Annotated in this window: 10 protein-coding genes and 1 riboswitch; of the genes, 4 read left to right on the forward strand and 6 right to left on the reverse strand. The window is 74.5% G+C overall.

Annotated elements, in window-relative coordinates; translation table 11 throughout:
• Positions 1 to 128 precede the first annotated feature (128 nt).
• From GA0074694_RS16775 to GA0074694_RS16795, 5 genes are all read right to left on the reverse strand, one after another.
• Positions 129 to 1,193 carry a coiled-coil domain-containing protein gene (locus GA0074694_RS16775; RefSeq protein WP_176738172.1) on the reverse strand — a complete coding sequence of 355 codons (1,065 nt, stop codon included), beginning with the start codon at positions 1,191 to 1,193 and terminating at the stop codon, positions 129 to 131.
• 13 nt (positions 1,194 to 1,206) lie between these two features.
• Positions 1,207 to 1,338, reverse strand: a riboswitch (cyclic di-AMP (ydaO/yuaA leader).
• Positions 1,339 to 1,491: 153 nt separating this feature from the next.
• A complete protein-coding gene (locus tag GA0074694_RS16780; protein WP_091459584.1) occupies positions 1,492 to 2,406 on the reverse strand; it encodes a cation diffusion facilitator family transporter in 915 nt (304 codons plus the stop codon).
• A gap of 135 nt (positions 2,407 to 2,541) precedes the next feature.
• Positions 2,542 to 4,659 (reverse strand): HelD family protein, encoded by a 2,118-nt coding sequence (locus GA0074694_RS16785; RefSeq protein ID WP_091459585.1) that lies wholly within the window; start codon positions 4,657 to 4,659, stop codon positions 2,542 to 2,544.
• Positions 4,660 to 4,781: 122 nt separating this feature from the next.
• Positions 4,782 to 5,708, reverse strand: coding sequence for an alpha/beta fold hydrolase (locus GA0074694_RS16790; protein WP_091459586.1), 927 nt, complete (start codon positions 5,706 to 5,708; stop codon positions 4,782 to 4,784).
• Between the two features lie 215 nt (positions 5,709 to 5,923).
• The gene (locus tag GA0074694_RS16795; protein ID WP_091459587.1) at positions 5,924 to 6,253 is read right to left on the reverse strand and encodes a hypothetical protein; all 330 of its coding nucleotides are present in this window, start codon (positions 6,251 to 6,253) and stop codon (positions 5,924 to 5,926) included.
• Between the two features lie 336 nt (positions 6,254 to 6,589).
• Here GA0074694_RS16795 and GA0074694_RS16800 point away from each other — a divergent pair, with 336 nt between their 5' ends.
• The 4 genes from GA0074694_RS16800 (at position 6,590) to GA0074694_RS16815 (ending at position 12,433) form a co-directional block, all read left to right on the forward strand.
• Positions 6,590 to 7,081 carry a DUF3145 domain-containing protein gene (locus GA0074694_RS16800; RefSeq protein WP_091459588.1) on the forward strand — a complete coding sequence of 164 codons (492 nt, stop codon included), beginning with the start codon at positions 6,590 to 6,592 and terminating at the stop codon, positions 7,079 to 7,081.
• 188 nt (positions 7,082 to 7,269) lie between these two features.
• Complete coding sequence (locus GA0074694_RS16805) at positions 7,270 to 9,003, forward strand: glycoside hydrolase family 3 protein (RefSeq protein WP_091459589.1); 1,734 nt, start codon at positions 7,270 to 7,272, stop codon at positions 9,001 to 9,003.
• Positions 9,004 to 9,116: 113 nt separating this feature from the next.
• Entirely contained in the window at positions 9,117 to 10,169 is a 1,053-nt protein-coding gene (locus tag GA0074694_RS16810) for a glycosyltransferase family 2 protein (RefSeq protein WP_281190076.1), read from the forward strand.
• The gene (locus GA0074694_RS16815) at positions 10,166 to 12,433 is read left to right on the forward strand and encodes a hypothetical protein (protein WP_091459590.1); all 2,268 of its coding nucleotides are present in this window, start codon (positions 10,166 to 10,168) and stop codon (positions 12,431 to 12,433) included. The genes GA0074694_RS16810 and GA0074694_RS16815 overlap by 4 nt, the downstream gene beginning before the upstream one ends.
• A 115-nt stretch (positions 12,434 to 12,548) precedes the next feature.
• Here GA0074694_RS16815 and GA0074694_RS16820 read toward each other — a convergent pair whose 3' ends face one another.
• Entirely contained in the window at positions 12,549 to 12,950 is a 402-nt protein-coding gene (locus GA0074694_RS16820) for a hypothetical protein (protein ID WP_091459591.1), read from the reverse strand.
• Between the last annotated feature and the right edge of the window lie 3 nt (positions 12,951 to 12,953).

Consider the following 12,953-nt stretch of genomic DNA (forward strand, 5'->3'; position numbering starts at 1 on the left):
CCGCCCGGTGTCGCTCATGCGACCCCTTTCAGGGGGTTGTGGAGGACGGTGTCCGGGTCGTCCCGCCGGGGCGGTACGGCACGCGGCCCGCCACCCCCGGGTGGGGACGACGGGCCGCGCCGGGTGGCTCAGTAGACCGACAGGTGGACGTGGTTGGTGTGGTCGCTCGACGGATCGCCGCCCGCCCCGCTGTACGACTTCCACCCGCTGCTGGGCAGCCAGATCTGCCGGTACCAGATGACGTAGAGCACCCCGAGCCGGCTGGCGTTGTTCTTGAAGTACGCCGCCAGGTTGTCGCCGTACGTCTTGTCGCCGCCGGTGGCGTCGCCGCCGAAGCCGCTCTTCTGTGCGGCGAAGTCGCAGGCCCGCCCCTTGGGGTGCTCACCCGAACCGCCGGGGCGGTAGCAGGAGACGTACCGGGTGAAGCCGGCGGCCTTGGCCTGGTTGAGCGCGTGCAGCGTACGCGGGGTGATGCAGCCGTCGGCGGGCGTCGGGTCGTTGACGCTGCACGACTCGGGTGGCCAGGACCCGTCGGGGTTGCGCGGCGCCGGCTTCGCGGTGGCGGACCGGCTCGAGTCGCTGCCCCCGCTGGGGCGGGTGGCCGCCGTCTTCCGGTTGGCGACCACCAGGGCCTGCTCGGCCTGCTGCTTGCGCTTCTCCATCACCGCGACCTGCTTGCGCTGCTCGGTGATCTCCCGGTTCAGTGCCGTCTTCGCCCGGTTGGCCTGTTCCCGGGTGGTCAGCAGGCCACGTAGCTCGCGGTCCTCGTTGGCGGCCACCGCGTCCAGCGCGGCGACCCGGTCCATGAAGTTGTCCGGCGAGTCGCTGGCCAGCAGGGCCGAGGCCGGTCCGAGCCGGCCGGTCCGGTACGCCAGCCCGGCGATCACGCCGACCTTCTGGTCCCGGACCGCCAGGTCCTTCTCGATGGTGGTGAGCTGTTCGTTGATCTTCTGCTGGCGGGCGACCGACGTCGCGAGCGCGTCCTTCGCGTCGAGCCAGCCCTTGCTGGCCGCCTCGAGTTGGGCGCGCAGGGCGGGGGTGCCTCCCTCGGGGTCGTCGCCGGGGGCCTTGGCCGCCAGCGGAGGCGCCGCCGCGGCGGGGACCACGGCGACCGGCGTGGCCGCGACCCCGAGGGCGAGCGTCGCGGCGATCAGGGCCGCCATCCGGGCGGCGGTACGTCGTACGGGTGCCACTACTGGCATGCACATGTCCTTCCGTCAGCCGCCGACCGGGTTAGCTGACGGGTTCGGGACGGAAGATCCCTACCGCTCACGCGGATGCACCCCAAGGACGTGGTTCCCCGGCTCGCCGTCATCGGCGATTAGGCGGCGGTCACCGCAGGCGCCGGAGGGCGCCGCCTGGCGTTGACCGGATCCGAGACTACCGAAGCCGGTGTCCCAGGGGCAGCGTTGGCCACACCACTCCCAGGAATCTCCACCGGCATATCCGACATAGCCGGACAATACACGCCGAGATTTAAGTTTGCCCTAATTACCACTCGACCCGGTCGCAGACGCCGGGCGACTGACCGGGCTCGAGCTGGAGGGTGGCGTGCTCGATGTGGAAGTCCTCGTGCAGCGCCGTCCGCGCGGCGGCGAGCACGGTGCCGATCTCGGCCGCCGGGTCCGTGGTCAAATGGGCCGAGACGACCTCCATCCCCGAGGTGAGCGTCCAGAGGTGCAGGTCGTGCACCTCGACCACGCCGGGGACGGCGCCCAGCCGGTCGCGCACCGCGCCCACCTGAAGGTGCTCCGGCGCGGCCTGGACCAGGATGCGCAGCGCCGCCCGGCCCAGCCGCCAGGTGCGCGGCAGGATGAAGACCCCGATCGCCACCGCGACCAGCGGGTCGGCCCACCACCAGTCGGTCAGCGCGATGACCACCGCAGCGGTGATCACGCCGACGGAGCCGAGCAGGTCGCCCAGCACCTCCAGGTAGGCGCCGCGCAGGTTGATGCTCTCCTTCGCGCCCTCGCGCAGCAGCCCGAAGGCGACCAGGTTCGCCAGCAGGCCGAGCACCGCCACCACCAGCATCGGACCGGTGGTCACCTCCGGCGGGTCGCCGAACCGGCGGACCGCCTCGACGAGCACGTAGACCGCGACCCCGGAGAGGAGGACGGCGTTGGCCAGCGCGGCGAGCACCTCCAGCCGGTAGAGGCCGAAGGTGTGCTGCGGATCCCGGCCGGCCCGTCGGGCGGCGGTGATCGCCGCCAGCGCCATGCCGATGCCGAGCACGTCGGTGAACATGTGGCCGGCGTCGGAGAGCAGGGCCAGCGACCCGGTGCCGAGCGCGGTCACCGCCTCGACCGCCATCAGGGCGGCGAGCAGCCCGAACGCCGCCCAGAGGCGGCCGGTGTGTCGCTGTGCGGCGTGTGCGATCCCGCCGTGGTGGTCATGACCTGCGCCCACGCCCCCACCCTCCGTTCCCCGTTCGGCCCGGACCCAATGTATGTTCACATCGCTATGTATGCAAGTAAGGGCGGGTCGCCCGCCCGGAACGGAAGCGGCGGGGGAGGGGCAGCCGGCCGGGGCGGGGCGGACGGGTCAGTCGACCGGATCGATGGTGGTGAGCCGCTGGGTGGCCCGGGAGAGCGCCACGTAGAGGGTCCGAACGCCGGAACCCGGCTCCGCCCGGATCTCGCCCGGCGCGACCAGTGCCACCCCGTCGTACTCCATGCCCTTGGCCTGGAGGCTGGTCACCACCTGGAGGCGCGGCGAGTCCAGGTGGGCCAGCCAGCCGGCGACCTCGTCCCGGCGGGGCACCGGCGTGATCACGCCCACCGTCCCGGCCACCTGGGCCAGCAGCGCGGTGACCGCCTCGACCGTCCGCGCCGGCAGTTGCGCCATCGGCACGGTCAGCGCCACCGGGTGCACGCCGGTGGACCGGACCGCCGTCGGCAGCGGGAGGTCCGGGTGGATGGTGCGGATCTCGGCCGCCGCCACCGCGAAGATCTCCGCCGAGTTCCGGTAGTTCGTCGTCAGGGCGAACTCGTGCCGCTTACGCCGGCCGAGCGCCTGGTCGCGGGCCCGGGCCAGCTCCTCGGGGTCGCCGGTCCAGGCGGTCTGCGCCGGGTCGCCGACCACCGTCCAGGACGCCAGCCGGCCCCGCCGGCCGAGCATCCGCCACTGCATCGGCGACACGTCCTGTGCCTCGTCGACCACCACGTGCGCGTAGTCGCGGTAGTCGGCCGGGCGTTCCCGCGCCGCCGCCCGCTGGGCGCGCTGCCGGTCGGTGAAGGTGCTCAGCTCCCGGACCCCGCCGGCGAGCTGGAACGGGTCGCGCCGACGGCGGGCCGGCTTCATCGGCTGGCCGAGCAGCGCGTCCAGCTCGTCGAGGAGGGCGATGTCGGCGATGGTCAGCCCGTCGCGGTCCAGCGTCCGCCAGGCCGCCGTCAGCGCGCGGATCTCCGCGCCGGAGAGGATCCCCCCGGCGTACGACCGCAGCCGATCCGGCCGGGCCAGCCACCCGAGCACGTGGCGCGGGTGCAGGCGCGGCCACCACGCCTTGAGGAACTCCCGGAACTCCGTCCGGTCGGCCAGCTCGTCCTCGAAGGCCCGCTGCTCGGGCAGGCCGGGTACGCCCAGCCGGCGGACCTGCGCCCAGAGCGCGGCGAAGATCCCGTCGAAGCCGGCCCGGCGCACCTCGTTGCGGCGGGCGCCCCGGGGCAGCGCCCGGGTGCGGATCGCGTCCAGCTCAGGCCGGGTCAGCCGGAGCAGCTGCCCCCGGTAGAGCAGGCGCAGCTCGTCCGGACCGTCGGGGACCGCGTCCCGGACCGCGCGCTCCAGCACCCGGCGCATCCGTAGCGAGCCCTTGACCGCCGCCACCTCCGGCGGGTCGGAGCGGATGGCGGACATGCCGGGGAAGAGGGAACCGAGGGAATGCAGGGTGGCCGTCTCCTCGCCGAGGGACGGCAGCACCGAGGCGATGTACTCGACGAAGACCGCCGACGGGCCGACCACCAGGATGCCGCCCCCGGCGTACCGGCTGCGGTCGGAGTAGAGCAGGTACGCCGCCCGGTGCAGGGCCACCGCCGTCTTGCCGGTGCCCGGTCCGCCCGAGACGATCGTGACGCCCGAGCCGGGGGAGCGGATCGCCTCGTCCTGCTCACGCTGGATGGTGGCGACGATGTCCCGCATCCCGCGCCCGGTGGCCCGGGAGAGGGTGGCCAGCAGCGCGCCGTCGCCGACCACCGGCATCTCCGGCGGGGCCGCCGCCGGGTCGAGCAGGTCGTCCTCGATGCGGGTCACCCGCTCGCCCGAGGACCCGATGGTGCGGCGGCGGACCACGCCCAGCGGCTGCGCCGGCGTGGCCTGGTAGAACGCCGCCGCGGCGGGGGCGCGCCAGTCCACCACCAGGGTTTCGGCGTTCTCGCCGCGCACCCCGAGTCGTCCCACGTGCAGCACCGAACGGTCCCGCAGGTCGAGCCGGCCGAAGACCAGCCCCTCGTGTTCGGCGTCGAGCGCGTACCGGCGCTGGGCGGCGTGGAAGACCATCGCGTCCCGCTCGACCAGCGCCCCGAAGTTGCCCACCCGGGCCAGGCGGTAGCCGTCGCGTTCGGCTCGGGCGGCCGACCGCCGCAGCTCGGCCAGCCGGGCGTACACCCGGTCGAGATGCCGTTGCTCGGCGGCCATCTCCTGCGCGAGGGTGCTCTGGTCGGTCACGCACGGGCTCCTGTGCTGTCGGTGGCGGACGGCGCGGACCCGCGCCAACCTGACCCGGCCGAGGGTACGGGCCGTGGCTCGACCGGCGGTCGGGCATCCCGATCCCGACGTGATAAGTCCCGTTATGCCCCTTTGGATGCGGTGGCGTCGGGGGTGGCGAGCGCCTGCCGGAGCACGGTGACGATCGCCGCGGTGACCTCGTCCGGGCGCTCCATCATCAGCATGTGGCCGGCACCGGGGCAGACGGTCAGCTCGGTGGTCGGCAGCACCTGTGCGATCGACTCCGCGCACGGTGGCGGGGTGAGCCGGTCCCGGTCGCCGACCAGCGCCGCGGCCGGCACGTCCCCCAGCTCGGCGAGGGTGTCCAGGCGGTGCTGCGTCCCGATCGAGGCCCGGAAGCCGCCGATCGAGCGGAGCGACGCGCGCGCCACCGCCGAGGTGACCAGCCGGATGTCGGTCGGGTCGCACCGGTCGCCGAAGAGCAGCCAGCGCAGGGACGGCCGCAGGGCGCGCAGCAGCGCCCGGGGTGGCCGCCACGAGCCGCACCGGGCGAGAACTCCGGCCCCGGTGGTCTCGGCCAGCCGGATCAGCCGGGCGATCCGGGGCGAGAGCCCGTACGCGGTGTGGGTGTGCCCCTCGGCGGTGGTGGCCACGAAGACCAGGCCCGCCGTACGGGCGGCGAAGTGCCCGGGGTGGCGGTGGGCGTACTCCATGACGGTCATGCCACCCATGGAGTGCCCGACCAGCACCACCGGCCCGGTCGGCGCGACGTGGTCCAGCACGGCAGACAGGTCGTCGCCGAGCTGGGCCAGGGTCGCCGTGCGCAGTGCCATGCAGCTCGACCGCCCGTGCCCCCGGGCGTCGTAGGTGACCACGCGCACCCGGTCGCCGAGCTGCCGGCCGATCCCGTCGAGCTGCCGGTGCCAGCTGCGCCCGTCCAGCGTCCAGCCGTGCACCATGACCACGGTGACCTCGGCGTCGGTCGGCCCGGCCGTCTCCACGTGCAGCCGTACGCCGTCCGGAAGCGGCACCTCGAACCCCTCCGGCATCACTACCTCCCACCAGCCGGCCCGACCCGCGCGGGGGGGGTACCCGGCGGTAACCCAACGGCTACCCGCCATGGCACCACGCGAATCGTCCGACGGGAAGAATCGCCGTCCCGGGTTCGCGCCCCGAGGGAGATCTACCGATGCGAATGTCGTTCACGACAGAGCCGCCCGCCGGATCTCCGGCGGGCGGCTCTCGGTGTCGCGTGCGGGGCGGCTCAGGCCTCGAAGACGCCGGCCTCGACCAGGCGCTTCTCGGTCGCGTCCCAGCCGTCGCCCGGGTGGGAGGCGTTCAGGTTGTTGAGCTCCGCCCGGATCTTGGCGGCGTGGCCGGCGGCGGCCAGCACCCGGATCTCCTCGACGAAGGCCTCGGAGTCGGTGCGCAGGTGCGCGGTCTTGCCGTTGGTCAAGTTCCGCACGTAGGCGTGCTTGCCGCCGTTGAGCGGGATGAGGTACTTGAACTCGCCCAGCACGCTGAGGGCGCCACCCTGGCCAGCCTGGCCGGCCCGGACTGACGCGCGCGCGGTCTTAGAGGTGTTGCTCGCCACGGAGGTACTCCTTGCAAGACGTACGGGAGGACGGAACGTCCGGGGGCGGTGCGGACGACCCCCGGGAAGGAGGCGAGCCCGCGGTCACCTGCGGCGACGAGCCGCGAGGTGATGCACGGCGGCACAGACCGCCGAGTGAACTGTACACGACCACGCCATCCGGCTGCGCCGGTGTGCCAGGCCGGTGACGGGAGGTGTCCGCCCGGCTATTCCGGTGGCGAATTTTCCGATTCCCTGGCGCACCATCCGCCACACCAGTCATCATGTGTGTCCTGGTACCACTTGGTGATCGAGGTCGTAGGGGAAGACGCACCTCGCTCTCCGGGAGGTTCCACCGTGCCTACGCGTGGCGTCGTATACGTCCACTCGACCCCGCTCGCCGTGTGCCCGCACGTCGAGTGGGCGATCGCGCGCGTCCTCGTTGCGCCGGTCAATCTCCAGTGGACGGCCCAGCCCGTCGAGCCCGGCGCCCGTCGGGCCGAGTGCGGGTGGACCGGCCGTCCCGGTACGGGCGCCGAACTGGCCGCTGCCCTCCGGCAGTGGCCCATGATCCGTTACGAGGTGACGGAGGAGCCCAGTTCGGGCGTCGACGGCGAACGGTTCATGTACGTGCCCGGACGGGGACTGTTCCGGGCCACGGTCGGCGCGGCCGGGGACATCCAACTCGGCGAGGACCGGCTGCGCAGCATCATGGCCGCCGCCCGGGGCCCGGAGGCGCTCGCCCACGCCCTGGACAAGGCCCTCGGCACCGCCTGGGACGCCGAGCTGGAGCCGTACCGCTACGCCGGTGACGGCGCGCCGGTGACCCTGCTCACCCGGGTCGGCTGACCGGCCCCACCGCCCCTGCGGTCGCGTACGTCGTCCGGCGTGGTCGCGCCGGTGCCGGGGCGCGGGTCGGTCCGGGTGGTCCCCCACGCCGGTGACCGGCGCGGACTTCCGCCCCGGCAGCGGGTGCCGGTGGGGTAGGTACGGGGGGAGTGGGACGGATTTGGTGGGTGCGGAGGGAGTTTGATGGGATGGGGCGCGTGCCGAGTCTCCTCCGACGCGTCGGCGTCACGTCCGTCCTGCTGGCCGTCCTGACCGCTGCCGGGTGCACGGGCACGGCGGAACGCCCCGCCGCCCCGGCGACCTCGGGCGCGGCGAGCCCGTCGGCCGCACCGGCACCGGCCGGCGACCCCGCCGCCCGGGCCGCCGCGCTGGTCGCCACGCTCGGCGACGAGGACCTGGTCGGCCAGGTGCTCATGCCGTACGCCTACGGCAGCTCGGCCACGGACGTCTCCGCCGGGTCGGCGCGGGGCAACAAGGCCCTGGCCGGGGTCGCCACGCCGGCCGAGATGATCGCGAAGTACCGGCTCGGCGGGCTGATCCTGGTCGGTTTCTCCGCCGACGACCCGACCTCGGGCAACCAGGAGACCACCAACGTCGACAACCCGAAACAGGTCCACGGGCTGACCACCGGACTGCGCGCCGCCGCCGGCAAGCTCCCCGCCGGCACGGCGCCCTTCCTGATCGGCACCGACCAGGAGTACGGCGTGGTCACCCGGATCACCGACGGGGTGACCCAACTGCCCAGCGCCCTCGCCGCCGGGGCCGCCGACGACCCGGCGCTCACCGAGGCCGCCTGGCGGGCCGCCGGCACCGAACTCGCCGCCATGGGGATCAACCTCGACTTCGCCCCGGTCGCCGACGTGCTCGCCACCCGCAGCACGGTGATCGGCTCCCGCTCCTTCGGAGCCGACCCGAAGCGGGTCTCCGCCCAGGTCGGCGGGGCGGTCCGGGGACTCCAGGGCGCGGGCGTGGCGGCCACCCTCAAGCACTTCCCCGGGCACGGGCACAGCTCCGCCGACTCGCACGCCGAGCTGCCGGTGCTCACCCAGTCCCGGAAGGCCCTCGACACCGGGGCGCTGCCCCCGTTCGCCGCCGGCATCGACGCGGGAGCCTGGGCGGTCATGTCCGCCCACCTCGACGTCCGGGCCGTCGACCCGGGCACCCCGGGCACCTTCTCCCGCAAGCTCCTCACCGACGTGCTCCGCGGCCAGCTCGGGTTCCAGGGCGTGGTGATCACCGACGGCATGAACATGGCCCCCGCGAAGCGCTACCCGCCGGGCGAGGCGGCGGTGCGGGCGCTCAACGCCGGCAACGACCTGATCCTCATGCCGCCCAACGTGACCCAGGCCTACGACGGGCTGCTCGCCGCCCTGCGGGACGGTTCGCTGCCCCGTACCCGGCTGGTCGAGGCGGTCACCCGGGTGCTGACCCTGAAGTTCCGGCTGGCCGACCGGCCCGCTCCGGAGATGTCCACCCTGACCGACGACGTCCACGACAAGGCCGCCCGTGACCTGGCAGCCGCCGCGGTGACCGTGCTGCGCGGCTCGTGCACCGCCGCGAGGGTCACCGGGCCGGTCACCGTCACCGTCACCGCCTCCGGCGGGCGGGAGCGGACCCGCGCCGCGCTCACCGAGGCGCTGACCGCCGCCGGGGTGCGGGTGGTGCCCAGCGGTGGCACGGTGGTGCACCTGGTCGGCTATGGCGACGGTGCCGGTGACCTGCGTGCCGACGCCGACGTGACGGTCGCCATGGACACCCCGTACGTGCTGGCGAAGGCGACCTCACCGACGCTGCTGGCCACCTGGTCGTCGAGCCGCGTGTCGATGGCCGGGCTCGCCGCCGTGCTGGCCGGCAAGGCCCGCCCGACCGGTCGCGCCCCGATGTCGGTGACCGGACTGCGCGCCCCGACCTGCCCCCGCTGACCTGCGTGTGTGCCGTCGGGTGGGAGCTCGCGCGCTCTCGGCCCGGCGGCCGGGTCCCGGCTGGTAGCGTTCGCTCCGAGCACCGGCGGAGCGGGTGAACGGGGGCGAGTGCGGTGAAGCGACCGGAGCCCGCCCTCTCCGTGGTGGTGCCGATGTACAACGAGGAGAGCGTGCTGCCGGCACTGGCCGGACGCCTCCGTGCCGTGCTCGACGACCTCGGCGAGGCGTACGAGGTGGTGGCGGTCGACGACGGCAGCGACGACGGCACCGCCACCGGCCTGACCGTGCTGCGGGCCGGCTGGCCGCAGCTGCGGGTGCTGCGACTGCGACGCAACAGCGGACACCAGGCCGCCCTGGTCGCCGGGGTGCTCCGGGCCCGGGGCCGGCACGTGGTCAGCATCGACGCGGACCTCCAGGATCCGCCCGAGACGATCGTCGAGATGCTCCGCGTCGCCCGCGCCGACGACCTCGACGTGGTCTACGGCGTCCGGGCCGACCGGAGCACCGACGGTCCGTTCAAGCGGTGGACCGCCGCCGGCTACTACCGGCTGATGCGTCGCCTGGTGGGCAAGCAGGTTCCCGCACAGGCCGGCGACTTCCGGCTGCTCAGCCGGGCCGTCGTCGAGGCGCTGCGGGAACTGCCCGAGCCCGCGCCGGTGCTCCGGCTGGTGGTCCCCTGGCTGGGCTTCCCCAGCGGGGAGGTGACCTACCACCGCCACCGGCGGGCCGCCGGACGGACCAAGTACCCGCTGTCCCGGATGGCCGGGCTGGCCGCGCAGAGCGTCACCAGCTTCTCCGCCGCGCCGCTGCGCTTCGCCACCTGGCTCGGGCTCGTCGGGGTGGCGGTCTGCGGTCTGCTGGTGGTCTTCACCGTCGTCGCCTGGGCGCTCGGGGCCACCGTCGACGGGTGGCCCTCCCTCTACGTGGCGATCCTCTTCCTCGGTGCGGTGCAACTGCTCTGCCTGGGTCTGCTCGGTGAGTACGTCGGGCGGATCTACACCGTGGTGCAGGGACGCCCCGCGTACGTCGTGGCCGTCGACACCGCCGCCGACGAACCGGGCGACCCTACCGCCGACGGCCCGGTCGACGAGCCCGCCGCCACGGCCGGCGAGGTCGCCGCCCGCGGGGCCGGTGGCCCGACCGCCCTGGCCGACAGCCTGCGGTGACCGCGCTCGCCACCGGAACCCCACCGGACGTCGCGCCGACCCGCCGTCCGGTCGCCGCCCGCGTCGCCCCACCGCTGGTCGGGTACGCCGTCGTCGCGGCCGTCCTGCTCGCCACCGGCACGCCCGCCGTCGACCTGGCCCGGTTCACCGGGTACGCGCTGCTCGGCGTGCTGCTGCCCGGCACGCTCGTCTACCGGGCGCTGCGTGCCCGCCCGCACACCCTGGTCGAGGACCTGGCGGTCGGCGCGGCGGTCGGGCTGGTGCTGGAACTGGCCGCCTGGGCGGTGTGCACCGCGCTCGGCGTGCCGCACCTGCTCCGGCTCTGGCCGCTGGTGGTGGTGGCGCCGTTCCTGGCGGTGCCCCGGCTGCGCCGGCACTGGCGGGTCACCGGTCACACCCCGGTGCCGACCGGCTGGGCGTGGTCGCTGACCGCCGTGGTCGCCGGCTTCACCTGGTACCTGGCCGAGTCGTTCCTCCGCCCCAACCCGGTGCTCCCCACCCGCGAGGGCCAGGCCCAGTACATCGACCTGGCGTTCCAGCTCTCGCTGGCCGGGGCGGCCACCCACCAGGTGCCGCCCGAGGTGCCGCAGGTGGCCGGGGAGCCGCTGCACTACCACTGGTTCGGCTTCGCCCACCTGGCGTCGGCCAGCCTGGTCAGCGGGGTGGACCTGCCCACGGTCTTCTTCCGGCTGGCCGTACCGGCGCTCTGCGCGCTGGCCGCCGTGCTGGTCGCGGTGGTCGGCTGGCGGGTCAGCGGGCGGGCGTACGTGGGCGTCGGCGCGGCGGCGCTGATGTTCACCGTCGGCGAGTTCGGCTACGAGAACGGCGTGCGCCAGCTCTTCGGCACGCAGGCCACCTTCATCGTCTGGGGCAGCCCGTCGATGACGTACTCCTGGGTGCTGCTGCTGCCGCTGCTCGCCGCGCTGGCCGAGGTCGTCGGCCGGGCCCGGGGCAGCGGGGTGCCGCCGGTGGGCCGGGGCGCGTGGGTGCTCGCCGCGCTGTTCCTGGCCACCTCCACCGGCGCGAAGGCCAGCTCGGTACCGGTGGCGCTCGGCGCGCTGGGCTTCACCGCCGTGGTCCTGCTGGCGGTACGCCGCCGGGTGCCCCGCGCGCTGCTCGGGGCCGTCGGGCTGGCGTTGGCCGCGCAGCTGTTCGCCACCGCCGTGCTGTTCCGCTTCGTCAGCCACGGGGTCACCGTCGACCCGTTCTCCGGCCTGCGCCCCTACGTGCCGTCGTCCGGCTCGGCCACCGCGCTGGTCTGGGTCGCCGTGACCGTCGCGTTCCTGCTCAACCTCCAGCTCCGGCTGGCCGGGGTGCTGGCCCTGGTCGGGGTACGCCGGGGCCGGCTGGAGCCGGTGCAGCTCCTCCTGCTCGGCGGGGCCCTCGCCGGGCCGGCGATCTACCTGCTGGTCGGGCACCCGGGCAGCAGCAACCAGTACTTCGTCCGGGCCGGTTTCGCCTTCGGGGTGATCCTGTCCGCCTGGGGGTACGCCGAGGTGCTGGACCGGGCCGCGCTGGGGGGCCGGGGGCGGGCGGCACTCGCCGTCGGGGCGGCCGGCCTGGCACTGCTGCTCACCGTGATCCAGCTCCGGCACCCGGCGACCGTCGGGTCCGGCCCGGTGTACGGGCCGGTGCTGCCGCTGCTGCGCTGGGCGGTCGCGCTGGCCGTGGTGGCGACCGTGCTGGGACTGCTCTGGCCGGCGCTGGTGGGTGGCTGGACGGCCCTGGCCGGACGGGGTGCGGCGGTGCTGCTGACCGGTGTCCTGGTGGCCGGTGCCCCGGGGCTGGTGGCCGACGCCGCCGCCGCCCGGCGCTTCCCCAACGGCGGGGCCTACGCGGTGGTGCCGATGCCGGCGTCCCGGGTGGAGGCGGCCCGCTGGGTGCGGGAGCACAGTGCCCCGGACGACGTGCTCGCCACCAACGTGCACTGCCGGGTGGTGACCGACGGCTGGTGTGACGCCCGCTCGTTCTGGCTCAGCGGGTACGCCGAGCGCGCGGTGCTGGTGGAGGGGTGGTCCTTCGCCCCCCGGATGGTCGGCCGGCCCGGTGGTGCCTACGCGCCGTTCTGGGACCCCGAGCGGCTGAGCGCCAACGACGCGGCGTTCACCACGCCCACCGCCGCCGGGCTGACCGGGCTGCGCGACCGGTACGGCGTCCGCTGGCTGGTTCTCGACCGCGTGGTCACCCCGGAGTCGTCCGCGCTGGCGGACCTGGCCGACCTGCGGTTCCGCAACGACCGGATGAGCGTCTACCGCATCCGCTGACGCCCCTCCGGACACCCCCCCCACCAAATGCGTGAGCAGGGGTCCCCTGCTCACCAGAAAGCGTGAGCAGGGGACCCCTCCTACCACCTGGCGCGGTGGGAGCTGGCCGGATCGGTCAGCGCAGGGGAACCTGGTAGGCCCGTGCCGCGTCGCCGGACTCGATGGCGGCCAGCAGCGAGCTGGCCGTACCGCCGGTGACCGAAACCACGACGGTCACCTGACCGTCGGCGGTCAGCTCGACGGTGCGGGTGCCGAGGGCACGCTCACCGTCCCAGGTGTACAGGTACGCCGTACCGGCGCGGTCGGCGCGCAGGGTGACCCGTACCCCGTCCGCGGTGACCTGCGGGTCGGTCACCCGCAGTGCCTTCTCGGGCAGCTTCGCCACGGCGGCCGGGGCCACTCCGTCCACCGCGGACTGCGCGATGGTCTGCGGGCTGTGCACGCTCCGGGCGGCGGTGGCCGGGAAGATCGGCTTGCTCGGCTCCCGGACGGCCGGGGTGTAGCCGGGCAGCGTCACCAG

It is taken from the genome of Micromonospora inyonensis (genome assembly GCF_900091415.1).
GTDB lineage: Bacteria > Actinomycetota > Actinomycetes > Mycobacteriales > Micromonosporaceae > Micromonospora > Micromonospora inyonensis.

Excerpts from the sequence above, each read along its gene's own strand:
- GA0074694_RS16790 (WP_091459586.1), bottom strand. The coding sequence starts at position 5,708 with ATGCCGGAGGGGTTCGAGGTGCCGCTTCCGGACGGCGTACGGCTGCAC.
- GA0074694_RS16805 (WP_091459589.1), top strand. The coding sequence starts at position 7,270 with ATGGGGCGCGTGCCGAGTCTCCTCCGACGCGTCGGCGTCACGTCCGTC.